Raw genomic sequence first — 24501 nt, forward strand, 5'->3', positions numbered from 1 at the left:
GAGCCCCCATGTCCGCGCCAACCGCCATCGACCGCATGCGGTCCACCCTTGCCGAGCGCGTCCTCGCCGGTCCGGACACGCCGGCGCTGCTCATGGTGTCGGGCGGGTCGGACTCCACGGCGCTCGCGTACCTGGCCGCCGAGTTGCACGAGGCCGGGGAGCTGGGACCGCTGGCCATGCTGCACGTGAACCACCGGCTGCGCGGCGAAGCCGCCGATGCCGACGCGCGCTTCGTGGCGCAGCTGGCCAAGCTGCTGGACATCCCTCTGTTCTCGTGCGAGATCGACATCGCGCGCGAGGCCGAGCTCACGGGCGAGAACGTGGAGGCCGTGGCACGCCGCGAGCGCTACTTGGCGGCGAACGAGGCGCTGGAGAGCCTGTGCCGCCATGCGGCCGCGCCGCTGGTCGACGGCCGCATCGTCACGGCCCATACGGCCGATGACCGGGTGGAGAGCTTCTACATGCGCTCCATCGTGGGCACGGGGCCGGGCGGCTTCCGCGCCATGCGGTACCGCAACGGGCCGGTCGTGCGCCCGCTGCTGGATGCGAGCCGGAACGATCTGCGAGCTTACCTGGTCGAACGGGAGCGGGCGGAAGAGCCGGTGGCCGTGGATGCGGAGGGGAGCCTCTGGCGCGAGGATGCCACGAACGCCCACACGGACCGGTTCCGCGCCTACGTGCGCCACGAGATCGTGCCCCGGGCCAAGGAGCGCAACCCGCAGCTGCTCGACGTTCTGTGCCGCAGCATGAACCTCATCGCCGACGAGGACGACATGCTGGAGGCGCAGGCCGAGGCGCTTGCGAACCGCCATGCGGCGTGGATCGAGCAGTCGGAGGCCCTGGGAATCGACCATGGCGCCGGCTGCGTGCTGGCCCCCGCGCTGGGCGCCGAGCCGCGCCCGCTGCAGCGCCGCGCCGTCCTGCGCGTGCTGGGCCTCGTGCTGGGCGCCGAGGCGCGCGTGGAGGCGGCGTCGGTCGAGGCCGTGCTGGCCGCCTACGACGGCGCCGGCGCTCCCCGCGGCGGCTACGTGGCGAACATCCAGGGAGACCTGGCCGTCAGCGCCAACAAGCGCGGCGTGCGCGTCGAGCCCATGGCCGCGTTCCGCGCACGCCGCAAGCGAGGGTGACGGAAAGACGGGTTCGCGCCCCTCTGCACCCGGCCTTGCGTTACAATACCGGGCATGGATAACGAACAGAACACCCACGAGGCGGCCGCGTGCGGCGCGGAGGCCGCCGCTTCCGGCGGGGAGCCCGTCCCCGACATCATCCTGGCCAGCGGCTCGCCGCGGCGCAAGCAGCTGTTGGAGGACGCCGGCATCGCATTCTCCGTGCGCGTGTCCGAGGTCGACGAGACCCTGGAGCCCGACCTTTTGGCCGACCCGCCCGAGGCGGCGAAGAAGCTGGCCGAGCGCAAGGCCGGCGCCGTGGTGCAGGAGGTGCTGTCGGAGAACTACCTGGGCATGGCGGCCGTGCTGGGAGCCGACACCATGGTCGTGCTCGACGGCGAGATATTCGGAAAGCCCGTAAGCCTCTCGGATGCCAAGCGCATGCTGCGCCGCCTGTCCGGGCGCACCCACGAGGTGATCACGGCCGTGTCGCTGTGGATGGTGGCCGCTCCTGCGATCGAGGACATCTCCGTGGGCTTCCGCACGTTCGTTGACCGTTCCGCCGTCACGTTCCGCTGTCTCACCGACGAGAAGATCGCCGACTACCTGCGGAAGGGCGAGTCGTTCGACAAGGCAGGCGCCTACGCCGTGCAAGGGGAGGGGGCGAGCCTTGTGGAGCGCGTCGACGGCTCCTTGGACTCGGTTATCGGCCTGCCCGTCGGCCGCCTGCTGGACGAGTTCCCGGACCTGTTCGCCGCGCGCTGACGGCTGGCTGACGAAAACGAAACCCCTTGTTTTTTCAACCTATACGCCCTGCTCCCGCGGCGAAATGTAAAAATCGTGGCCCTTGGCCCGGCGTTACCGTCTCGTCTCCTTTTATGAAGAACGCAATGGTACACTAACCGAATCTCAAGGTAAGCGTGACGCCCCCGCTCACGTATCGCGCTTCGGCGCGGAGCGTGGGACGGCGGAGCGCGGATATGACGAAGAGGATGCGAGCTGTGCAGAACGACCTGGCCGAGGTGCTGTTCACCGAAGATGAGATCGCCGCGCGCGTGGCCGAGATCGGCCGCGCCATCACGCGCGATTACGCCTGCACCGCGGACGAGGGCGGCATCGTCCTCATCTCCGTGCTGCGCGGGGCGGCCATCTTCATGGCGGATTTGGCCCGCAAGATCGAGCTGCCGGTGGAGATGGACTACCTGGCCGTCTCGTCGTACGGCAACGGGGCGAAGAGCTCCGGCGTCGTGCGCATCCTGAAAGACCTCACGTCCGAGATCGAAGGGCGCCATGTGATCGTGGCCGAGGACATCCTCGACTCCGGCCTTACCTTGACGTACCTGCTTAAAAACCTGTCGTCGCGTCATCCGGCCTCCCTCGAGGTGGCCACGCTGCTGCGAAAGAAGACGCCCGCGCAGGCGAAGATCGACTGCAAATACCTCGGCTTCGAGTGCCCCGACGATTTCATCGTCGGCTACGGGCTGGACTTTGCGGAGCGCTACCGCAACCTGCCCTGCATCGGCATCTTGAAGCCGGAGATCTACCAATAACGACGTACCCGCGGCGGACGGGCGGCGCACCGACAGGTGGCGGCCGGTTCGCCAGGTAAGCGTGCGGCGGCGGCTCGAACGGGCGGCGGACGGGAAGTCCGCACCGGGTGCCGCGGCCGACCGTTCGGGAAGGAAAGTCAGGCTCCATGGCACAGGATAACAAGAACAGCAACAAGAAGTCGCAATTCCAGCAGCCGAGTCCGCGGACGACCATCATATCGGTCGTCCTGTTCCTGATCGTGGCCTTCTTCGTGGGCCAGCAGTTCATGAACATGTCCAGCACCACGCAGACCGACAGCCTCATCACGTCGGAATTCGTGCAGGCCGTGGAGCAGGACCGCGTGACGAAGGTCGTGTACGACGCCGGCGGCCACACCGTTTCCGGCTCGTACTACCCGGCCGTCACGGCCGGCTCGACGGCAGCCAACGCGTTCAACGACGCGTTCCAAGCGCTCAACGCGCGCATGGCCACGCTCAAGAACCCCGACACCGGCAAGGCGCTGGGCGGCGTGGGCACCACCGACGTCAACGCGGCCACGCTGGGCGACGAGCACAACTTCACGTCCACCTACGTGGGCCAGGACTCGCTCGGCGAGCTCATGGCCGCGCACCCGAACATCCCCTACCAGGTGAACCTGCCGTCCGGCTTCATGGACCTGCTCATCACGCTGCTGCCCATCATCGCCATCGGCGCGCTGCTGTTCTTCTTCTTCAACTCCATGCAGAAGGCGAACAACTCGCAGATGTCGTTCGGCAAGGCCAAGACGAAGAAGTCCATCGAGGAGCGTCCCGACGTGAAGTTCTCCGACGTGGCCGGTGTGGACGAGGCCGTGGAGGAGATGCAGGAGATCAAGGACTTCCTGGCGAACCCGGCGAAGTACCAGTCCATGGGCGCGAAGATCCCGCGCGGCTGCCTGCTGGTGGGCCCTCCGGGCACCGGCAAGACGCTGCTCGCGCGCGCCGTCGCCGGCGAGGCGGGCGTGCCGTTCTTCAGCATCTCGGGTTCCGACTTCGTGGAGATGTTCGTGGGCGTGGGCGCCTCCCGCGTGCGCGACCTGTTCCAACAGGCCAAGGACGCCAGCCCCGCCATCATCTTCATCGACGAGATCGACGCGGTGGGCCGCCAGCGCGGCACGGGCCTGGGCGGCGGGCACGACGAGCGCGAGCAGACGCTGAACCAGCTGCTCGTGGAGATGGACGGCTTCGAGAGCAACGATTCGGTCGTGCTCATCGCCGCCACGAACCGCGCCGACGTGCTGGACCCCGCCCTGCTGCGTCCCGGCCGCTTCGACCGCCAGATTGTGGTGGACGCGCCCGACGTGAAGGGCCGCGAGAAGATCTTGCAGGTGCACTCGAAGGACAAGCCCATCGGCAGCGACGTGGACCTGGCGAAGGTGGCCAAGCTCACGCCGGGCTTCACGGGCGCCGACCTGGCGAACCTCATGAACGAGTCGGCGCTGCTCACGGCGCGCCGTGGCAAGAAGATCATCACGCAGCGCGAGGTGAGCGAGTCCATGGAGCGCGTCATTGCCGGCCCGGAGCGCAAGGGCCGCGTGCTCGACGAGCAGACGAAGCACACCATCGCCTACCACGAGAGCGGCCACGCCCTGGTGGGGCACCTGCTGCCGCATGCCGACCCGGTGCACAAGATCAGCATCATCTCGCGCGGCCGCGCGCTGGGGTACACGCTGTCCATCCCCAAGGAGGACAAGGTGCTCAACTCGCTCGGCGAGATGCGCGACGAGCTGGCCGTGTTCATGGGCGGCCGCGTGGCGGAGGAGATCTTCTGCGACGACATCACCACGGGCGCCAGCAACGACCTTGAGCGCGCCACGAAGATGGCCCGTGCCATCGTCACCCAGTACGGCATGAGCGCCGAGCTGGGCACGCAGGTGTTCGGCCAGCCGAACCACGAGGTGTTCCTGGGCCGCGACTACGGCAACACGCAGGACTACTCTGAGGAGACGGCCAAGCGCATCGACGACGAGGTGGCCCGCATCATGAAGGACGCGCACGACCGCGCCTACGAGATCCTCGTGAGCCATCGCGAGCAGATGGACCTCATGGCCAGCGTGCTCTTGGAGCGCGAGACGGTGGAGGGCGAGGCGTGCCTGGCGCTGCTCGACAACACGTGGGACGACTACCTGAAGCACGAGGGAGAGATCAACGCCCGCAAGGAGGCCGAGGAGCAGGCGGCGCGCGAGCGCGATGCCAAGCTGGCCGACCCGAACTGGAAAGAGGAGCCGGTGGAGCCGGGCGACCAGGATCCGAACCCGCCGTTCCGCGAGCCCTCGGACGAGGATGATGGGGCTGCAGCCGGCGCGCAGGTATCGGGCACAACGGCCCCTGCTGCGCCCGCCGACGGCTCTAAGAGCTTCCTCGACGAGATGGAGAAGGGCTTCCGCGAGATGATGGGCGACGGCAAGGGCGCGCCGCAGGACGGCAAGCCCGCCGACCGCACCGACGATGAGAAAGGCGACGGAGAGCGTAAATGATCTGGCGCTGCGCTGATTTCGAGTTCGACACCAAGATGCCCATCGTCATGGGCATCTTGAACGTTACCCCTGATTCCTTCTCCGACGGCGGCGAGCACGAGGACGTGGATGCCGCGCTCGCGCACGCCGAGCGGATGGTGGAGGAAGGGGCCGCCATCGTGGACGTGGGCGGCGAGTCCACCCGGCCCGGAGCCGCGCCCGTGGGCGTGGACGAGGAGCTGAAGCGCGTGCTGCCCGTGGTGCGCGCGCTCGCCGAGCGCGGGATGTGCGTGAGCATCGACACGCGCCGACCTGCGGTGGCGCGTGCGGCCGTCGAGGCGGGTGCGGCCATCGTGAACGACGTGTCCGGCTTCCGCGACCCGGCCATGGTGGACGCGGCGAGCGGCTGCGACGCCGGGCTCGTGGTCATGCACATGCAGGGAGAGCCGGCCACCATGCAGGACGACCCCGTGTACGGCGACGTGGTGAACGACGTGCGCGACTACCTGCGCGACCGGGCGGCCGCGCTCGAGGCGGCGGGCATCGCGCACGACCGCATCTGCATCGATCCCGGACCCGGCTTCGGCAAGACGCCGAAGCAGACCATCGAGCTCGTGCGCAACTTCCAAGAGTTCGCACGGCTTGGGTACCCGGTGATGGCGGCGCTGTCGCGCAAGAGCTACATCGGCTACGCGTACCGTATCGACGAGCCGCGCGAACGCGACCAGGCGTCCGCTGCCGAGGCGCTCATGGCCTGCGAGCTGGGGGCGAACGTGGTGCGCACGCACAACGTTGCCGAGACGGCCAAGGCGCTCAAGGACCTGCGCCCCTACGCGCTGCTGGGCCTGGGTTGCAACGTGCCGCTCGTAGCCGAGCCGGGCGAGGAGCGCGAGGGCAAGATCGCGCTTCTGAACCAGGCCGTCACCGAGCTGTGCGCGCTGCCGGACTCGCAGATCGTTGACATCTCCAGCTTCTACGAGAGCGAGCCGGCCTACTACTTGGACCAGGACGTGTTCGTGAACGCCGTCGTGCTGCTGCGCACGGGGCTCGCGCCCAAGGAGTTGCTGGGTTACCTGCATGCCATCGAGAACAGCCTGGGCCGTGTGCGCGAGAGAGAGAACGGACCGCGCACCTGCGATATCGATATCATCGACTACCAGCTGTACGTGACGGACAACGACCTGCTCACGCTGCCGCACCCGCGCGCCCTCGAGCGCGACTTCGTGGTGCAGCCGCTGCTGGAGCTGCTGCCGAGCCATGTGCTGGCCGACGGCACCCCTGTGACGTGCGATCGCGTGGCGGTGGGGAAGGCCACACGGCTGTGAGCGAGCCGCTCGCGTTCCGCCTGCGCGTGCTCGACGAGGTTACCTCGACGAACGACGAGGTGAAGCGCGCGTTGGAGGCTGGCGAGCCCGAGGGCCTGGCGTTGCGCGCCCGTCGGCAGACGGGCGGCTACGGCCGGCAGGGTCGCGCCTGGGCGAGCCCCGAAGGCGGCCTGTACCTGTCGCTGCTGCTGCGCCCCTCGGTTGACGCCGCCCTTCTCCCCACCTTGAGCCTCGTGACCGCCCTGGCCGTTCGCTGCGCGGTGGCCGGGCTGCTCCCCGCCGAAGCCGCGGAAAGTGTGCTTGTGAAGTGGCCGAACGACCTGGTGGTTCTTTCGGTTCCGGCGGCTTGTCAGCCGCCGGAACTTCTCGACGCTGCGGCCGCACAGCCCGTCTTCCGCAAGCTGTGCGGTATCTCGCTCGAGGCTCATGCGGGCGGCGTGTGCGTGGGCATCGGCGTGAACGTGGAGCTGCCGGATCCTGCCGACAATGTCGCGGTGGGCGGCAAGAACGTCCCCGTCTACCTACCCGAGCTGGGCTTCGAGGGCGGCATCGACGATGTGGCCGCCGCGGTCCTGCACGCGTACGCGCCGCTGTACCGTGCCTGGCAGGCCAAGGGCTTTGCGCCGCTTGCAGGCGAGTACGCCGCCCATGCCAGCCTCACGGGGCGCAGCGTGCGCATGGTGAACCTTGCGGGCGAGCCGGTGGCCGAGGGGACGGTGGCCTCGGTGGACGCGTTCGGTCGCCTCGTCCTTCGCGCGCCCGATGGATCGTGCGTGCCGGTCGCCTCCGGCGAGGCGCATCTCGTGTAGATCAGCCGCCCGTCGGCGAATAGGCGCCTTTGGCAGCGCTTTGCTGTGGTTGCTTTATGTATCTGTCGACAAGGTATTCTCCTTTCTCTGTGCGCGCGAGTAAAATATCTCGTTCCGCAAAAATGAGAAAGGCATCTCGAGCCATGGCAGCATCCTCAGCGACGAAGACGAAACTCCCCCTCGATCTCAACGAAGAAAGCACCGGCGCACCCCTCGGCAAGGACCCGAAGAATCCTGGTCGCGACAGCAAGGTCAGCCGCATGGGCACGGCATCCATCCCGCGCCTCATCACCGAGTTCGCCATTCCCGCCATCCTCGGCATGGTGGTGAACGGTGCCTACAACGTGGTGGACTCCATCTTCCTCGGGCAGGCCATGGGCGAGATCGGCCTGTCGGCGGCCACCGTGGCGAACCCCATCATGATCGTGTTCATGGCCATCTCCATGCTCATCGGCAACGGCGGCAACGCGCTCGCGGCGCTGCGCCTGGGCGAGGGACGGCGCGTGGACGCCGAGATCAGCTTGGGCAACACGGTGCTGCTGAGCGTGGTGGTGTCGGCCATAGTCGGCATCGCGGCGCTGAACCCCGCTGTCTTGGACGGCCTGCTCACGCTCTCGAGCGCCACCGACGACGTGCGCCCCTATGCGCGGGCGTTCCTGCAGATCATCTGCTTCGGCTTCATCTTCCAGTGCATCGGCATGGGCGTGAACAACTTCATCCGCACGGCCGGCGCGCCCAACCGCGCGCTCGTCACCATGCTCATCGGCCTCGTGGTGTCCACGGCGTTGAACTACCTGTTCGTTCTCCGGCTGGGTTGGGGGGTGGAGGGCAGCGCGCTAGCCACCATCATCGGGCAGGCCGCGTCGTGCGCCGCGGTGCTGTGGTACTTCGTGTTCACGCGCAACGTGCCGCTCAAGCTGCACTTCCGCTACATGGCGCCGCATCTGCGCGTCATCGGCACCATCCTGTCGCTCGGCTTCGCCAGCTTCGCCGTGCAGGCAGGCATGGCCGTGGTGAACTTCGTCATCAATCACCTGCTGGTCCAGTACGGCGCGTTGAGCCCCATCGGAGCGGACGACGCGTTGGCGTCCATCGGCGTGGTGCAGCGCGTGGCCATGTTCACCGTGCTGCCGCTCGTGGGCGTGGCCGTGGCCATCCAGCCGCTGCTCGGCTTCAACTACGGCGCGAAGCTCATCGACCGCGTGCGCAAGACGCTGTGGTACGGCATTGCCGGCGCTACGGTGCTCGGCACGGTCATGTGGCTGGTGGTGCACCTGTTCCCCGAGTTCATCGTGGGGGCGTTCGGTATCACGCACGACGGGCTGGTTGACTTCACCGTGTTCGCGCTCAAGGTGCAGCTGCTCATGCTGCCGTTCGTGGGCTTCCAGATCGTCGGTTCGAACTACTTCCAGGCCACGGGCCAACCCGCGAAGTCCATCGTGCTGTCGCTCACGCGCCAGATCCTGTTCCTCGTGCCGCTGCTGTTCGCGCTGCCCGAGGTCCTGCCGCACATTTTGCCGCAGTTCACGGGGCTCGACGCACTGTACTTCGCCACGCCCATGGCGGACTTCCTGTCCATCTTCGTCACCGTCATCTTCATCATCGTGGAGATGAAGCGCCTGCGGAAGCTGGAGCGCGGGGAGATCACCGCGAAGTTCTAGCAGGGGCCCGTCGGGATTTGCCCGGCGGATGCCGGTTGCGCTGGCCGCGGCGTGCGGTCCCACGGTACTGTGCGCCGCGGTTTGGCCCGGCAGGTGAGCAGCCGACCGTGTGGCCGGTATCCTGCGTATCGCGCGGTTGTCACCCCGATTGTCAACCTGGAAAGAGTCCGCTGGTTTACGCGAACCGGCGGGCTCTTCTATACTGCGACGCGGTCTGACGGAAGCGGCGAGCAAGTCGCATGCAGGAAGGAAGCGCACATGGACGAGCGGGCGGTGCAGGGAAAGAAGACGGCGGGCACGCGGGGGAGTACGCGTTCGATCGCGTTCGTGGCGCTCACGATCGCGCTCATGGGCGTTTCGGCGTGGGTGGCCATACCGTTCGGCCCTGTGATGCTCACGCTGCAGATGTTCGCGCTTATGTTCGCCCTGCTCGCGCTCACGCCGCGCGAGTGCCTGGCGGCGATTGCGGGCTACCTGGCGCTCGGCGCGGTGGGGCTGCCGATGTTCTCGGGCATGCGCGGCGGCATCGGCATGCTGCTGGGCCCCACGGGGGGCTATCTGTGGGGGTATGTGGTGGCCGCGGCCGTGGCGCTCGCTGTGCGGGCGGCGCTGCGCCGCGCGCTTGGCGGCGGCGCAGCTGGCAAGAAGCTTGCAGGAGGGCGCGCGTGGGCCGTCGACCTGGCTGCCTGCCTCGTATTCATCATCGTTACGTACACGTGCGGCTGCGTGCAGTACGCCGCGGTGGTAGGGGTGGATCTTGCCGCCGCGTTCGCCGTAACCATCGCCCCCTTCGCCATCCCCGACCTGGTGAAAGCCGTCGCCGCCGTTGCCTGCGCCCGCGCCGTCACGCGCGCCGTGCCGCGGAGGTAGGGGGTCGATTCTCCTGCGACAGCGTCGGCGAAGCTGTCGGCGAGCGAGGAGGAGCTTTGAGCGCCGGGGGTATCTCGCGTTTGAGGAGCGTTTGGCGGATCAGGCGATGCCGCCGGGCGCGTGTGCCTACGCCTCGTACACCACGGCGCCGCTGGTGAAGCCGCCGCCGAAGGCCACCAGCACCACCTTGTCGCCGGGCTTGATGCGGCCGGCGGTGTACGCCTCGGCCAGCGCCATGGGCAGGCTGGCGGCCGAGGTGTTGCCGGCGTGGGCGATGGAGAGCTGGAACAGGTCCATCGGGCGGTCGAGCTTCTTGGCGGCGTACTTGATGATGCGCTCGTTGGCCTGGTGGGGGACGATGCAGGCCACCTCGTCCAGCGCGATGCCCGCGCGGTCGAGCGCCTGGTTGACGGCGACGGTCATGGCCTCGGCGGCGAACTTGAACACCTTCTGGCCGTTCATGTAGATGGTCTGGCGCGGGCGGCCGTCCTCGATGGCCTCGCGCACGGCGAGCTCGTCGGCGATCTGCGCGGCCGCCGCGTCCGTGTCCGCGACCGCCGGCGCGATGCCGTCGGCGTCGAACGGTTGGGGCGCGTCGTACGTCGCGGGGCAGGACAGCGCGTTCGTCACGTCGTCCTCGTTCACGATGTAGCTGCCCAGGATGCCGGTCCGCTCGTCGCTCCACTCGAGCACGGCCGCGCCAGCGCCGTCGCCGAACAGCACGCACGTGTTGCGGTCGGCCCAGTTCGTCAGGCGGGTCAGGCGCTCGGCTCCCACCACGAGGGCGCGGCGCACGGGGTTGCGCCCGACGGCGCCCGGAGTTTTCGGCGCGCTCGCGGCCATCAGGGCCTCGGCCACGGTCAAGCCGTAGACGAAGCCCGTGCAGGCGGCGTTCACGTCGAAGGCGATGGCGTTCTCGAGGCCCAGGCGGCGGCGCAGCAGGCCCGCCATCGAAGGCACCACCGTGTCCGGCGTGATGGTGGCGAACACCACGAGGTCGATCTCGCCCGCTTCGAGGCACCGCTCGGCGAAGCCGCCTTCGACCCAGCCCAGTGCCTCGCGCGCCGCCTGCTCGGCCAGGTCGGCGTTCGACTCTCCTACGGCCACGTGCCTGCTCTCGATGCCGGTGCGCGTCCTGATCCACTCGTCGTTCGTGTCGACGAGCGCCTTCAGGTCGTCGTTTTGCACCTCAAGCGCCGGAGCCGCCTTGCCGAATCCCACCAATGCACTGCCCACGATGTTTCTCCTGCCTTCGACCAAGATGCGCCTGCCCCACCTACTGCTAACGGGCTTCCGCGTAAGAGTCGACAATACTTCGATAATCAAACTAATTGTCTATTATAGGCTTGCAACTGAGGAAAAGCATGCGGCTCCAAAAAATGCACGAAGCCCCTCGCGCAGTGGATGCTCGGCGCCTCATTGCGAGGGTTTCCAACTGCCCGCTACCCTTGGGAGTGGGCGGATGACGTTCTCGTTGCGTTCTATTGCAGGTTGCCGCATGCGTGCTTGCAGATAGACGGATGAACATCGAGAAGTCGGCATCGAATGGCACAGTAATCACCGGTTTTCTACAACGGGCCCCTCCTTTCTGGCCTCCGTAGGATATTCCAGCAAAATTTGCTTGACAGTGAAGTAACCCCACCTGGGATTTCTCTGATAGAAGCGTTCTCCTTCGCTGTTGATAGGTCTGGCGATGTGGAAAATCGGTGATTACTGTGTCGATGGGTGTCTTTCCGAAAGCCAGTACATGATTGACACCGCCACTTTCCTCGCCACATGCGGCGGGCCGAGACATTGCCCGCATTAGCCGCGGTGAAGGCGTCATCGTGTGGAGCGCCCGACGACGGCCTGCTCATGATGGTGTGCTCGCTCAACGAGGTCGCGACCGTGTGCCGCATCGGAGATTACGACGGCTTGGAAGAGCCTTTGCGTCTTGTGGCGGTCCATCGGCCCCTTTTCCCGGCATACTACCCTCGGCAGTATGCCGCCCTTCGTCCCTCATCAATCCCATATCGTGACGCTTGTGGCGCGATTTCACGTTGCCGCGGCGATTCGCGGTCCCGCCCTGCGCGGCATGCTGTCCCCAGTGCTATTCGACGAGAGAACCAAGGAGGGCGAAGCATGGAGAAATCAGAGGGCATCACCATCCCGCATGAGAAGCCGTGGCGCTACGAGGAAGGCGAGTACACGGTAACGCGCGGCAGCGCGTGGTCGGGGCCGGGATGCCACCTGGGGTGCGGCGTGCTGATGTACACCGACAAGGATGGCAAGCTCGTGAAGGTGGAGGGCGACCCCGAGAACCCGATGACCGACGGCCGCCTGTGCGTGCGCTGCCTGGACATGCCCGAGATCGTGAACCACAAGGACCGCCTCACCTACCCGATGAAGCGCGCCCGCGCCGACCGCGGCAAGAACAGGTGGGAGCGCGTGAGCTGGGACGAGGCCTACGACATCGTGGAGCGCGAGTTCAACGCCATCAAGGACAAGTACGGTGCCGAGTCCGTGGTGTTCATCCACGGCACCGGCCGCGACATCGCGCCGTGGCAGTCGCGTTTGTGCTGGTCGTTCGGCAGCCCGAACTACGGTAACGTGCTCTCGGGCAACGCGTGCTATCTGCCGCGCGTGGCCGGCATGGCCGCCACGACGGGCTCGTTCTGGATCGCCGACGTGGCCCAGCATTTCCCCGATCGGTTCGACCACGAGGGCTGGACCATGCCCGAGGTCATGTTCGTGTGGGGCAACAACCCCCTCATCGCGAACTCGGACGGCTTCTTCGGCCACTGGGTCATCGACCTCATGAAGCGCGGCATGAAGACCGTGGTCATCGACCCGCGTGTGACGTTCCTCGCGGCGAAGGCCGACCTGCACCTGCCCATCCGCCCCGGCACCGACGCGGCGCTGGCGCTCGGCATGCTGAACGTCATCATCAACGAGGAAATCTACGATAAGGAATTCGTCGACTGCTGGTGCTACGGCTTCGACGAGCTGAAGGAGCGCGTGCAGGAGTATCCGGCCGGCCGCGTGGCCGAGATCACCTGGATCCCCGAGGACAAGATCGTGCGCGCCGCCCGCATGCTGGCCGCGGCGAAGCCGGCCACGCTGCAGTGGGGCCTTGCCATCGACATGACGCGCGAGGCGATCCCCGCCGGCCAGGCCATCGCAGCGCTGTTCCAGATCACGGGCAACATCGACTGCCCGGGCGGCCTGGTGCCCCCCGCGGAGATCATGGCGTACTCCGGCGGCTGGGGCCGCGATCTGCTGCCCCCCGAGCAGGAGCCGAAGCGCCTGGGCCTCGACCGCTACCGCCTGCTGCAGATGGGCTTCAAGCAGTCCTCGCCCGACGTGCTCATCGAGACCATGGAGACGGGCGTGCCCTACGAGATCCACGGCGCACACTTCCAGACCACGAACGGCATCGCCTGCATGGGCGCCGACCCTCACCGCGTGTACAACGCGTTCAACAAGTGCGACTTCATCGTGTCGGTCGACCTGTTCATGACGCCCACCATCATGGCGCTGGCCGACGTCGTGCTGCCTGCCGCCACGTTCGCCGAGCGCAACGGCATCCGCGTGGGCGACGGGCCGCAGCGCGGCGAGGTCATCAACAAGGTCACGCAGATCGGCGAGTGCAAGTCCGACATGCAGATCAACCTGGAGTTGGGCAAGCGCTTCAACCCCGAGGCCTGGCCTTGGGAGAAGCCGGAGGAGATGTTCACCGAGCTGTTGAAGCCCACAGGTTACTCGTGGGAGGAGCTGCGCGAGGAGGCGCCGGTGTACCTTCCGGTGGAGTACTACAAGTACAAGACCGGCAAGATGCGCAACGACGGCCAGCCCGGGTTCCAGACGGCCACGGGCCGCATCGAGCTGTGGTCGACGTTCTACAACGCGGCCGAGCTCGACCCGCTGCCGTACTTCGAGGAGCCCGATCCGGGCCCCGGCTCCACGCCGGAGCTGTTCGAGCAGTACCCGCTCGTGCTCACCACGGGCGCGCGCAACTGGAGCTACTTCCACTCGGAGCACCGCCAGATCGAGCGTTTGCGCCGGATGCACCCCGACCCCATCGTGCAGGTGCATCCCGACAAGCTGGCCGAGCTCGGCATGGAGGACGGCGAGTGGGTGTGGATCGAGAACCAGAACGGCCGTGCCAAGATCAAGATCGAGTCGACGCCCATCCTCACCGATCCCCGCATCGTGGCCTGCGACCACGCATGGTGGCGGCCGGAGGGCGACCCGGAGAAGTTCTTCGACGTGTTCGAGTACAACATCAACAACCTCATGGTGTACAGCCCCGGCAAGAGCGGGTTCGGTTCCAACTACAAGACGAGCATCTGCAGGCTCTACAAGCTCGAGGACGGTGAGTAACAATGGCCCAGTACGGAATCTTGGTTGACTACGAATGGTGCACGGGCTGCCATTCGTGCGAGTTCGCATGCCAGATGGAGCACGGCTACCCGGTGGGGCAGACGGGCATCCTGGTGAACGAGATAGGCCCGTGGAAGATCGACGAGGACGTGTGGCAGCTGGCCTACATGCCGGTGCCCACCGACCAGTGCGACCTGTGCGCTGCGCGCCAGGCTCTCGGCAAGGTGCCTACCTGCGTGCAGCACTGCCAGGCGAAATGCCTGGAGTACGGCCCTCTGGAGGAGCTGAACGCCAAGCTGGCCGCCAAGACGAAGCAGGCGGTGTTCGCCCTCGGCGAGTAAGCAAGGGGCCCGCGTCCCGGCTGCGTGCCGGGACGCGGGTCAGCGGCCGGCCGTGAGACTGCGGCCGGCCGAGTCGTCGCATGCAGGAAAGCGGCTGGACATGCGACGCATACCCTCCAAAGTCTGCCAGAATTCGAAAAATCTGATGCGCGGCACGAGGCGGAGAAGGCGTTTTGCGCTGCCGTGACAGAATCTTTGTGTGGAAAGGGGCCGTTGTGGATACCATCGTGCTGCTCGTCGCGGTTGTGGCGGGCCTCGTGGCGTTGGAGCTGCTGGGCATGCGCGCGTACCGTCGCCATCGTGCACGCAAGCAGGCGGCGTTCACGCGGGAGAACGTGGGCGCGGTCTACGACGACCTGCAGGCCGCCCGCGCCCGATGCCTGGCGGAGAAACGCGCGTTCGCCCTGTTGGCCGATGCCGCCCGCTCGGCCGGCCGCCCGGAGGACGGTGCCGTGCTGGACGCGTTGGCGGCTGGCGAGCGGGCTCACCTGGCTGCGATCGAGGCCTTCCGCGGGCCGCTGCATGCCGAGAGCGTCGATCCGGCGGCGTACACGTCCCTGCCGTCGAGCTTGGACGACGCCCTGCGCGTCGCGTCCGGGCGGCTCGATGATTGGAGTACGGGGGCTTGCCGCGACGCCGCCGCGCGCGCCCGCGTGCGCGGCTACCGCGACATCGCGAAGCTCTACCGCCAGCTGCAGGAGGTGGAGCAGGCCGCCGCGTGCCTCTGCCTCGATATGGCCGAGGGCGCCCGTCCTGCCGGGCTCTTCTCGCTCTGCCCGGCCTGCGGCCTCGTCGTGGCCGGCCGTCGTCCCGCTTTCTGCACCGTGTGCGCGAAGCCTGGCTTCGAGTTCGACGACGTGGCGATGCCCGCAATGCCGGAAGCGGCAGCTGCCATGTTAAAACCTGAAGGCGTCGCGTAGCGGCGAGCCAAGGCCCGTGGGGCGGCGCCCGTCAGGCCGAAACCACCATCTCCGCCAGCTCCAGCAGGTTGGATGCCTCGTAATCCGCGCGGACGCCCAGCTCCTCGGGTGGCAGGCCGCGGCGGTTGAGCCAACCCACGGTGAAGCCGAACGCCTTGGCGCCGGCCACGTCCCAGCCGTTCGACGACACGAACAGCAGGCGCTCCCGCGCAACGCCCAGGTGGTCGACGGCCAACTGGTACACCTCGGGCCGCACCTTGAACAGCCCCGCCTCGTCGGCGCTCAGGCAGGCGTCCAGGTGCGCGCCCAGCCCGGAGCGCGCGACGAGCGGCTGGATCATCCCCAGGTTGCCGTTCGTGAGGATGGCCTTCTTGCGCGTGCCGAAACGCGCCATGGCCTCTATGACCTCGGGGTACATCTCCAGCTCCAGATAGGTTGCCATGATGGCCGCTATCTTCCCCTCGTCGCCCTCCAAGCCCAGCTCGGCCAGCGTGTAGCGCAGCGCGTCCTCGGTGACGCGCCAGAAGTCCGCATAGCGTCCCATGAGCGTGCGCAGCCACGAGTACTCCAGCTGCTTCTGGCGCCACAGCCGGCTCATGGCCGCCCCGCTGCCGGGGTACTCCTCCTCGCACTTCCGCTCCACCGAGTACACGTCGTACAGCGTGCCGTACGCATCGAACGCGATAGCCTCTATCATGGCCGTTTCCCTTTCCCCTGAGTATCCCGCCGCAGCCGCCAACGCTGCAGCCTCCTCCATTGTGCGCCGAAACCATCGGCGCGGCAAGCAGAAAAGGACCCGCACCCGTTTTGAGGCGAGCCCCTGCAGTTTGGTCGGATTCAACGAAAGCGACCACAATTATCGGGGTCAAGTTCATAGAGGCGCGGGCCCTTGGGGGAAGGCAGTGCGACGGCGAGGTCGTTGGGGCAGGCGGCGAACCCGCTGTGGCGCTCGGACGGTCTTCGCCCGGGCCCGCACGGCCGGCCGCTCCGGCACCGCTTTCGGAAAAGGGAAGGGCCCGGACCCCTTGCGGGGTCCGGGCCCTGGAAACGCGAGTCCGGAGAGAGCTCGAACGTCGCGAATCAGTACCCCACCAGGCCCACGAGCGGGGCGAGGATGGTGGCGTGGAGGATCATCATGGCGATGGTCGGCGCGATGCCGGCCTTGAAGAACTCGCCCATCTTCCACTGGCCGTGCTTGAACGTCATCATGTTGTTGCTGTCCACGCCCAGAAGGAACGTCGTGTTGGCGTTGAACGCGATGATGATGGCGAACACGGCGGCCGACACGCCCATGGCAGGGCCCATGCCCGCAAGCGGGATGAGGCTGATGGCGATGAGCGCCGGGCCCACCGGGATGATCAGGCGCATGAGCGGCAGCGCCACGGCGGTGGCGGCGACCACGGCGAAGGCCGACACGGCCATCTTGCCCACGGTGGCGCCGAAGAGCCAGCTGGCCGCGCCCTGCTCCTTGATGCCGCCCGCGATGGACTGCACGCAGCCGATGAGCAGCACGATGGCCCACTGCACGCTGGCGATGTACTCTTTCCAGGTAAGCACGTCGATGCCGGGCAGGAAGAACAGCGCCAGGCCCGCAACGGCGATGGCCGTGGCGTCCCATCCCGTCCAATTGCTGGCCACCCAGCATACGATCATGAGCGCCAGAATGGCGAGCACCTTCTTGTCAAACCCGTCGAGCTTGCCCACCGACGCGCCCGATTTCTCGATGGCGAGCATCGTCTCGTCGGAGATACGGTCGGTCTTGAAGATGAACACCACCGACAGCCAGCACACCACCAGCAGGATGAGGGCGATAGGCGCGCAGATGATGACCCAGTCGAGGAACGAGATGGTGAAGCCCGCGTTCGCGCCCAGCATGTTCAGCGTCATGATGTTCAGCGCCGAGCCGGCCGGCGTGATCATGCCGCCCATGCACGAGGCGTACGCGATGCCTATCATGAGCGCCTTGCCCAGGTTGGCGGCGTGCTTCGCGGTGCCGTTCTTCTGCTCCACCTCGATGATGCTGGACATGGCGATGCCCGCGAACAGCGCCGTGCAGGGCAGGTTCGAAACGAAGGCCGAGATCACGGCCGTGGCCACCATGAACATGAGCACCGTGAGCTTCGCGTTGCCCTTCGTGATGTGCATGAGCGTGAACACGATCTTCGTGGGGATCTTCGTCTTCAGCAGCGCCGACGTGATGCCGAACGACGCCAGGATGAAGAAGATCACGTTGCTGATGAAGTTCGCCCATACGCCGGGCGTGCCGTTGTACGGGAAGATGCCGAATCCCGGCATGAGGCACATGAGCGCCAGGCCCGATATGGCCATGGGCACGGGCTCCGTCACCCAGAGCACGATGCCGGACACCATGAGCGCTATGGCCATCTTGCCCGCGTAGGACAGCCCTTCCGGCGTGGGAAGGAAGTGCGCTATCACGATGATGGCCACGGCGACGCCGATAAGCGCCAGCCTCTTGCCGAGCGACGTGCCTTGTTGCTTTTTGTTGTCGGACATGAGATGAATCAACCCCCTTGCTTTTCCAGTTGCTTCCTTGTTCTGTTGGAGCTTCGGTCCATCCCCCTTTCTCCGCTGCGCGCCGTGCAAGGGACGCGCCTCTCCGCCGAATGCTCGCCTCCCACTATCTCCGAGCGCGCGGGATCGTGAATCGAATGGCCGTTGCTAAAACCGGGGGAAGTCATCGAAAAATCCGTATGAAGAACCCGCATGAAGGGGGTCATACGCACAGTAGTATGGCGTTCGTGCGCTTTCCTTTCAGGCGTCCGATTCGTGCCTTGCGGGTTCACGTTATGGTGGGCGCCTGTTCGAGGGCTCGGCGTGCGAGGGGGAGGTATTCGATGGGCGAAAAGGGACGGAGCGCGAAACGAAGCCAGGCGCTGGCAGGCGGTTCGGCGGCCAAGAGGGTCGCCTGCGTGGCGGTGGCGGTGGCGTTGATCGCGGCCGCATGGTTCGGGCCCACGCCGGAGGGGCTCTCCGAGGCGGGGAAGATGTCGCTGGCGCTCATGGTGGCGGGCATCTTCCTGTGGGTGACGGAGCCGGTGCCCGTGGCCATCTCGGGCCTCGTCATGATGGTGCTCATGCCCGCCTTCGGCGTGCTGGAATTCAACGGGGGCGTGTGGAGCGGGTTCATCAGCAGCGTGATCTTCTTCATCCTGGCGTCGTTCGGTATCACGGCGGCGCTGCTCAAGACGAAGCTGCCCACGAAGATCGTGTTCGCGCTCATGCGCCTGACGAAGGGCAACGCGCGGGCCACCGTGGGCGCGTTCATGGTGTCGGCCGCCGTGCTGTCGTTCTTCATCTCCGACCTGCCTTGCACGGCGCTGTTCGCGGGTATTGCGGTATCGAGCATTCTCAAGATCGAGGGGTGCGAGCCCGGCAAGTCCAACCTGGGGCGGGCGCTCATGATAGGCATCACGTACGCGTCGGTGGTGGGCGGGCAGTCCATCCCGTCGGGCAGCGCCATGAACATCATGGCCATGAACGTGCTGGCCGCCAACACCGGCATAGAGATATCGTTCCTGGACTGGACGGCCATCTGCATGCCCATCGCGCTCGTGCTGCTGGTTGCGTGCTGGCTGTCGGTGACGCTCGTGTTCCGCCCGGAGCCCATCTCGGCGGCCACCATGGCCTGCATCGAGGAGAAGGGGCGCGCCGTGGGCAGGCTGGAGGCGCTTGACTGGAAGGTGCTCGGCGTCATGGGCGTGACGTTCGCGCTGTGGATCGCGAGCAACTGGACGGGCTGGGATGCCACGGCCATCGCGGTGCTGTGCCTGGTGCTGTTCTTCCTGCCGGGGCTCGACGTGCTCACGTGGCGCGAGTACACGGCGTCGGTGTCGTGGAACATCGTGCTGCTCATCGGCTGCGTGCAGTCGCTGTCGGGAGGCGTGAAGGAACAGGGGGCGGCCAGTTGGCTCTTTGGCTCCACGGTGGGCAAGCTCGCGGTGAGCGGCACGGCCATCGTGGGCGCCACGGCGGCGCTGCTGCCGCTGCTGCGCCTGGTCATACCCGTGGGACCGGCGTTCATCGCCATCTGTCTCATACCGCTCGCGTCGCTGTCCGCCGCGTTCGGCGTGAGTCCTGTCGTGTTCACGGTCATCGTGGCGGTGAACGCATCCACCACGTTCCTCATGGGCGTGGACAGCAACAACATGTTGTCGTTCCGCTACGGCTACTGGAAGATGACCGACTTCTTCAAGGCGGGCGTGCTGCCCACGCTGGCCATGATGGCGCTGCACGCCACCGTGCTCGCCCCGCTCGTGGCAGCCGTGGGATACTAGGGTAGCTGGGGCGTCAGCTGGCAGGCGCCGTTCGCCCGCCGGAACGCCGCGCCCGACGAACCCGGCGGCGCCTTACTGGTACACGACCTCCGTGGAGTCCACGATGCTGATGAGCTCCTGCTGCGAGTTGATGCCCATCTTCTGGTAGATGTGGTACACGTGCGTCTTGGCCGTGTACGCCGAGATGTTCAGCTCGTCGGCGATGAACTGGGCGTTGCGCCCCTTCGCCAGGTAGTACAGGATCTCGCCTTCTCGGTTCGACAGCTTGTACGTTTGCGCTGCCTGGTTGCAGCGCTGCTTGAAGTAGCCTCCCTCCACGATCTCGGCCTTCACCGTTTTGTCGGCGAACGTGTTGTCCTTGAACGGCACGAACGCGGCCAGCAGCGCCAGCGCCAACAGCAGGCCGAGCGCCAGGTAGGGCACGTAAGCGAACAGGCTCGGATTCGCATACTCGATGGCCATGCACAAACTCCAGCTTACGATCATGCCCGCCGGCAGCACCAGCTGGCCGCGGGCGATGCGCCAGAACGGCGAGGGATGGCCGCTCGCGAAGCCCACGAGCGCGCTCAGGTTCGAGAAGTCCAGGTACACGTACACGCCGACGATGAACAGGCAGCATGCCAGCATGAGCCCCGGTCCGAGGAACGCGAGTCCCAGAAAGCCCACCACCAGCAGCAGAAGCGCCACCTTCTCCGCGGTGCCGAACGGCACGTAGCGCTTCACCAGAACGCTCAGCGCCAGGTGCAGCCCGGCGCCGCACGCGACGGCCGCCGCGACGGCCAGCGGGTCCACGGCGTCCAGGTTCGCGCACAGCAGGTACAGCGCGATGCCGAACAGCGCGCCGAACACGGCCACGGTGAATCCGGTAAGCGGGAACAGGCGCGTCTGCTCGAGCGGCGAGTCGGGCTCCTGCTCGCTGCCCACGATGTGGGTGCGCACATAGTGGAGCACGGCCAGCGATGCCAGCGGCAGCAGCACGAGCGCAACGTCACCGTAGGGCGGCAACAGCTCGCAGGCGAAGAGGTAGACCACGGCCCCCGCCAAGGCGCTTGCCGACAAGTACGCCCCCACGTCCTTTTGCCAACCCACCATGAACACCTTGGTCCAGAGAAGGAAGATGAGCGAGAAGCCGCACCCGCCCAGGAACCAGGCGGCGAAGAACGCAGCCGGGGGAACGGCCGCGTAATGGGCGACGAGGTTGAGCAGCCCAAGCGGAAGGGATAGCAGGGCTGCCGCCCAGGGAAGCGGGTCGTGCTCCGTCCGGCTGAAAAGGTCGCGCTTCAGGTACACGAGCAAAAGCACGGCCAGGACGCCCACAAGGAACGCGAGCTTCAAAACGAGCGACAGGTCGCCGGCGTGGCTTGCCGGATAAGGGCTCAAGAGCACGAGGTAGAACCAGGCCCAGAAAGAGGCGAATCCTGCCGAGGCAACCGGAAGCATGGTTCTCACATGCGCTTTCTTCACTTTCATAGTGCGCTGCCTTCCCCTGAATCTTTGCATAGGCCGCCTTACGCCGGCGGCGCGTCGTTCCATTATAGGCAAACCGCTGCGGTGAATGGCGCAGACCGTGGCTGCGGGCTGCGTTGTTCCGGCGCCGTTGCGCGGCGGTGCTCCGCCGCCCTAGGCTTTCCCCGGGACTGCCTCCGCTGGGATGGAGGGGAGCGCCACGATGAAGCAGGCTCCTCCCTCGGGCAGGTTGATGGCCTCCACCGTGCCGTCGTGCGCTTCCACCACCGATTTCACAATGGCCAGCCCCAGGCCCGTGCCGCCCGTTCCGCGGCTGCGCGAGGCATCGGCACGGTAGAAGCGGTCGAACAGCAGCTTGGGGTCGGCGTCGCCGAAGCCGGGGCCGTCGTCCTTCACGGCCAGGATGGAGTTGCCGCGCAGGCCGAACAACTCGATGACGATATGCCCGCCGGGGTCGATGAAGCGGCTTGCGTTCTCCACGAGGTTCGTCACGGCCTGCTTGAGGCGGTCGGGGTTGCCCAGCACGTCGGGCGCTTCGCCCACGATCTCGGTGTTCGCCTCGCGGTCGCGCAGGATGGGCTCCAGCGCGTCGAGCACGCTGTGGGCCAGGCTGTTCAGGTTCACGCGCGAGAGCTCGAACGGGGTATGGTCGTTCTCGATGCGCTGGAGGGCCAGAAGGTCGTTCGTCAGGCGGCTCAAGCGCTCGCTCTCGCCCACGATGATGGAGCAGAACTTGTCGTGCAGCTCGGGCGGCAGGTCGGGGTCGGAGAGCATCTCGGCATTGCCGCGGATGGCCGTGAGGGGCGTGCGCAGCTCGTGGGCCACGTCGCTCACGAATGCCGACTGGCGGCGCTCCTTGAGCGCGAGGTCGATCTGCTGGGACTTCGTCTTCTTCACCAGCGAGTCGATGGTCTTCGACAGCTCGTCGGCCTCGTGCAGGCGCCCGTCCGGGGCCAGCGACACGTCGGCGCCGGAACGGACGGCCTCGGTTTTCTTCACCAGCACGTTCAGCGGTTCGGCCAGGAAGTGGCCGATGATGAGGCTGAGCACGAACGTGACCAGCCCCGTGGGTATGAGAAGTAGAAACGCCTTCGGCGGAGTGCCGAAGGCGATGAAGCAGGTGAGCACGATGATGGCGCCGGCGAGCAGCATGAGCAGCGTTGCCAGCAAGGAGAAGTATGTCTGCAGCCTCTTTATTGTCTGAACCTGTACCCGTATCCGCGAACCGTCTCCACCAGGCCGGGATCGTACCCGGCGCCCTCAATCTTATCACGGAGGCGCTTGATGTGGGTGTCGACCGTCTTGGTTTCCGTCAAGTATTCCCAACCCCACGCATCGCGCAGCAGGTCCTCGCGCGACACCACCTTGCCGGCGTTCTTCATCAGGCTGGCCAAGAGCTCGAACTCGCGCGGCGTGAGGTCTATCTCGCCGTGCTCGCCCGATGCCGTGTGGGCGTCTTCGTCCAGCGTGATGCCGCTGGCCGTGATGGCGTGGTTCGCGCCGGGGAAGTCGCCGCCGGAGCCGCGGCGCAGGAGCGCGCGGACGCGGGCGATGAGCTCGCGCACGCCGAACGGCTTGGCAAGGTAGTCGTCCCCGCCGATCTCCAAGCCCACCACCTTGTCGAGCTCCGTGTCGCGCGCCGACAGGAACAGCACCGGCACGGTGGTCTTGGAGCGCAGGCGGCGGCACAGCTCGTAGCCGTCCATGCCGGGCAGCATGATATCGAGCACGAACAGGTCGTAGGGGTTCTTCGTCGCCAGAGCCAGGGCCTCCTCGCCATTGTCTACCACGTCGGTGTAGAAACCCTCCTTCTTCAAGGCGTAGCTGACGAATTCCGTGATGGAAGGCTCGTCGTCCACGACGAGGATGCGGTTCGGTGTATCGTTCATGTGATACCTTTCTACGAGTGCGTAGTCAGATAAAGGCGGCGGGCGACCGCTTGGTATAATGATCAACCGCAACTATATCCGCTCCCGTCCGTTTCGCCTGCGTCCGAGGGGGTTTGTCAAAAACATGTTACTTGCCATCGATGTGGGGAACACCCAGACCGTCGTGGGGGTGTACGAGGGCGAGGTGCTCGCCCACATGTGGCGCGTGGCCACGAACAAGAGCCATACGTCCGACGAGCTGCGCGTGAAGGTGCTGCCGCTTTTGGACTCGGAGGGCATCGCCCCGGGCGACCTGCAGGGGGCGGCGCTCGCCTCCGTGGTGCCGCAGCTCACGCAGGCGTGGTGTGCGGCGCTGCACCGCATGCTGGGCATCGACGCGCTCGTGTGCACGGCTGCCTCGGCCGGGGAGCTGTTCCCCACCACGTACGCCAACCCCGGTGAGATCGGCGCCGACCGCGTGGCCGACGCCGTGGCCGCGCGGTCGCTCTACGGCGCGCCCGTGGTGGTGGTGGATTTCGGCACGGCCACGAACATCGAGGTGGTGGACCGCGAGGGGCGTTTCATCGGCGGCGTCATCGCACCGGGCGTGGACACGAGTGCCGCGGCCCTGTTCTCGCGCGCCACGCGCCTGGCCGCCATCGACCTGGTGGACCCGCACACGGCCATTGGCGGCAGCACCGAGCAGGCCATCCAGGCCGGTATCGTGTACGGCGAGGCCGACCGCGTGGACGGCCTCGTGCGCCGCATCTTCGCCCAGCTGGGCTACGAGGCCCCCGTGGTGGCCACCGGCGGTTTGGCCCCCCGCGTGGCCGAGCTCTCCCAGACCATCACCGTCACGAACCCGGAGCTCACGCTGGAAGGATTGCGCCTGATACACGAGGCGCAGGGGAAGAGCACGGGGGTTTAGACGCCGACCGCAGCCTTCGGGTACTGGCCGTCGGTGGTCCATTCGGTCGAAGCCCCGCGCGGCGGTGCTGGGTGGAGGGGTATCCCGTGTAGGCCTTCAGTGCGAGAGCTTCGTCCAGCTCGTTGTCGAACAGGTTGTAAGCGGCGAACGTGCCCGCGAACCCTTCGGGAACCACCCAGTACGCGTCGTTGATCGAAAGGCCCAGGCACACGTCGATGATGCCCATGGTGTCGCCGGGGGTCAGCCCTGCTTGGGCGAGGATCTTGTCCGCGAATCGTCGGTTCTTCGGCACGACGCGCGTATCGAGCCACTCTTTGAGGGAGTTCTGTCTCAGGTCGCGCATCAGGGGGGGGGGGAAGAGGCTGCGCGCGTCATCGTCACTGTCGAGGACGGAGAACGACACGTTTCCGAACGCGTCGGCCATCGCAGAGAAGACGAGCAGCGCCCGGTCGTAAAGCCGCAGTTCGTAGCGCTTTGCTTGGTTGACCATGAGCGCTCTTTCCCCGTGTCGCATTTGCCCTGGAT

Annotated in this window: 20 protein-coding genes; 13 read left to right on the forward strand and 7 right to left on the reverse strand. The window is 66.7% G+C overall.

The annotated features are described in order from the left end of the window. Window positions 1-8: 8 nt before the first annotated feature. The 8 genes from tilS (at window position 9) to K9U15_RS12025 (ending at window position 9795) form a co-directional block, all read left to right on the forward strand. Window positions 9-1127: a tRNA lysidine(34) synthetase TilS gene (tilS, locus tag K9U15_RS11990; protein WP_096227749.1), complete on the forward strand. Its 1119-nt coding sequence runs from the start codon at window positions 9-11 to the stop codon at window positions 1125-1127. A gap of 54 nt (window positions 1128-1181) precedes the next feature. Continuing rightward, complete coding sequence (locus K9U15_RS11995) at window positions 1182-1871, forward strand: nucleoside triphosphate pyrophosphatase (protein WP_123673366.1); 690 nt, start codon at window positions 1182-1184, stop codon at window positions 1869-1871. Window positions 1872-2086: 215 nt separating this feature from the next. Further along, window positions 2087-2656, forward strand: coding sequence for a hypoxanthine phosphoribosyltransferase (gene hpt / locus K9U15_RS12000; RefSeq protein WP_227115076.1), 570 nt, complete (start codon window positions 2087-2089; stop codon window positions 2654-2656). Window positions 2657-2802: 146 nt separating this feature from the next. Continuing rightward, window positions 2803-5151, forward strand: a complete 2349-nt coding sequence (gene ftsH / locus K9U15_RS12005) for an ATP-dependent zinc metalloprotease FtsH (protein WP_123673364.1) — start codon at window positions 2803-2805, stop codon at window positions 5149-5151. Next, window positions 5148-6455 carry a dihydropteroate synthase gene (gene folP / locus K9U15_RS12010; RefSeq protein ID WP_123673362.1) on the forward strand — a complete coding sequence of 436 codons (1308 nt, stop codon included), beginning with the start codon at window positions 5148-5150 and terminating at the stop codon, window positions 6453-6455. Before ftsH ends, folP begins: the two co-directional genes overlap by 4 nt. Next, the gene (locus K9U15_RS12015) at window positions 6452-7264 is read left to right on the forward strand and encodes a biotin--[acetyl-CoA-carboxylase] ligase (RefSeq protein ID WP_123673360.1); all 813 of its coding nucleotides are present in this window, start codon (window positions 6452-6454) and stop codon (window positions 7262-7264) included. Before folP ends, K9U15_RS12015 begins: the two co-directional genes overlap by 4 nt. Window positions 7265-7407: 143 nt before the next feature. Beyond that, on the forward strand, window positions 7408-8925 hold the full coding sequence (locus K9U15_RS12020; protein ID WP_087189997.1) for an MATE family efflux transporter: 1518 nt from the start codon (window positions 7408-7410) through the stop codon (window positions 8923-8925). A gap of 258 nt (window positions 8926-9183) precedes the next feature. Next, window positions 9184-9795: a biotin transporter BioY gene (locus K9U15_RS12025; RefSeq protein WP_096227754.1), complete on the forward strand. Its 612-nt coding sequence runs from the start codon at window positions 9184-9186 to the stop codon at window positions 9793-9795. Window positions 9796-9921: 126 nt separating this feature from the next. Here K9U15_RS12025 and K9U15_RS12030 read toward each other — a convergent pair whose 3' ends face one another. Next, complete coding sequence (locus K9U15_RS12030) at window positions 9922-11031, reverse strand: 3-oxoacyl-ACP synthase III family protein (RefSeq protein WP_123673358.1); 1110 nt, start codon at window positions 11029-11031, stop codon at window positions 9922-9924. 885 nt (window positions 11032-11916) lie between these two features. Between K9U15_RS12030 and K9U15_RS12035 the strand changes: the two genes are divergently transcribed. The 3 genes from K9U15_RS12035 (at window position 11917) to K9U15_RS12045 (ending at window position 15418) form a co-directional block, all read left to right on the forward strand. Beyond that, a complete protein-coding gene (locus tag K9U15_RS12035; protein WP_301156201.1) occupies window positions 11917-14157 on the forward strand; it encodes a molybdopterin-dependent oxidoreductase in 2241 nt (746 codons plus the stop codon). A gap of 2 nt (window positions 14158-14159) precedes the next feature. Continuing rightward, the gene (locus K9U15_RS12040; RefSeq protein ID WP_087189993.1) at window positions 14160-14498 is read left to right on the forward strand and encodes an oxidoreductase; all 339 of its coding nucleotides are present in this window, start codon (window positions 14160-14162) and stop codon (window positions 14496-14498) included. Between the two features lie 215 nt (window positions 14499-14713). Continuing rightward, window positions 14714-15418 (forward strand): hypothetical protein, encoded by a 705-nt coding sequence (locus K9U15_RS12045; RefSeq protein ID WP_096227757.1) that lies wholly within the window; start codon window positions 14714-14716, stop codon window positions 15416-15418. Between the two features lie 31 nt (window positions 15419-15449). Here the strand turns inward: K9U15_RS12045 and K9U15_RS12050 are convergent, their stop codons facing one another. Both K9U15_RS12050 and K9U15_RS12055 read right to left on the reverse strand, forming a co-directional pair. Then, on the reverse strand, window positions 15450-16115 hold the full coding sequence (locus tag K9U15_RS12050) for a haloacid dehalogenase type II (protein ID WP_096227758.1): 666 nt from the start codon (window positions 16113-16115) through the stop codon (window positions 15450-15452). A gap of 383 nt (window positions 16116-16498) precedes the next feature. Continuing rightward, window positions 16499-17932: an SLC13 family permease gene (locus K9U15_RS12055; RefSeq protein WP_096227759.1), complete on the reverse strand. Its 1434-nt coding sequence runs from the start codon at window positions 17930-17932 to the stop codon at window positions 16499-16501. 341 nt (window positions 17933-18273) lie between these two features. Between K9U15_RS12055 and K9U15_RS12060 the strand changes: the two genes are divergently transcribed. Then, on the forward strand, window positions 18274-19713 hold the full coding sequence (locus tag K9U15_RS12060; protein WP_161959722.1) for an SLC13 family permease: 1440 nt from the start codon (window positions 18274-18276) through the stop codon (window positions 19711-19713). Between the two features lie 72 nt (window positions 19714-19785). Here K9U15_RS12060 and K9U15_RS12065 read toward each other — a convergent pair whose 3' ends face one another. The 3 genes from K9U15_RS12065 to K9U15_RS12075 form a co-directional block, all read right to left on the reverse strand. Next, complete coding sequence (locus K9U15_RS12065) at window positions 19786-21183, reverse strand: LuxR C-terminal-related transcriptional regulator (protein ID WP_301156207.1); 1398 nt, start codon at window positions 21181-21183, stop codon at window positions 19786-19788. Window positions 21184-21333: 150 nt separating this feature from the next. Then, the gene (locus tag K9U15_RS12070) at window positions 21334-22350 is read right to left on the reverse strand and encodes a cell wall metabolism sensor histidine kinase WalK (protein ID WP_227115073.1); all 1017 of its coding nucleotides are present in this window, start codon (window positions 22348-22350) and stop codon (window positions 21334-21336) included. A gap of 23 nt (window positions 22351-22373) precedes the next feature. Next, window positions 22374-23069 (reverse strand): response regulator transcription factor, encoded by a 696-nt coding sequence (locus K9U15_RS12075; RefSeq protein WP_015539450.1) that lies wholly within the window; start codon window positions 23067-23069, stop codon window positions 22374-22376. Window positions 23070-23193: 124 nt separating this feature from the next. Here K9U15_RS12075 and K9U15_RS12080 point away from each other — a divergent pair, with 124 nt between their 5' ends. Continuing rightward, window positions 23194-23976 carry a type III pantothenate kinase gene (locus tag K9U15_RS12080; protein ID WP_301156208.1) on the forward strand — a complete coding sequence of 261 codons (783 nt, stop codon included), beginning with the start codon at window positions 23194-23196 and terminating at the stop codon, window positions 23974-23976. Here the strand turns inward: K9U15_RS12080 and K9U15_RS12085 are convergent. After that, the gene (locus K9U15_RS12085; protein ID WP_301156209.1) at window positions 23918-24466 is read right to left on the reverse strand and encodes a hypothetical protein; all 549 of its coding nucleotides are present in this window, start codon (window positions 24464-24466) and stop codon (window positions 23918-23920) included. The two genes, K9U15_RS12080 and K9U15_RS12085, sit on opposite strands and share 59 nt — an antisense overlap. Window positions 24467-24501: the final 35 nt, after the last annotated feature.

This window comes from Gordonibacter sp. RACS_AR68 (assembly GCF_030418485.1).
In the GTDB taxonomy this organism is placed as follows: domain Bacteria; phylum Actinomycetota; class Coriobacteriia; order Coriobacteriales; family Eggerthellaceae; genus Gordonibacter; species Gordonibacter urolithinfaciens.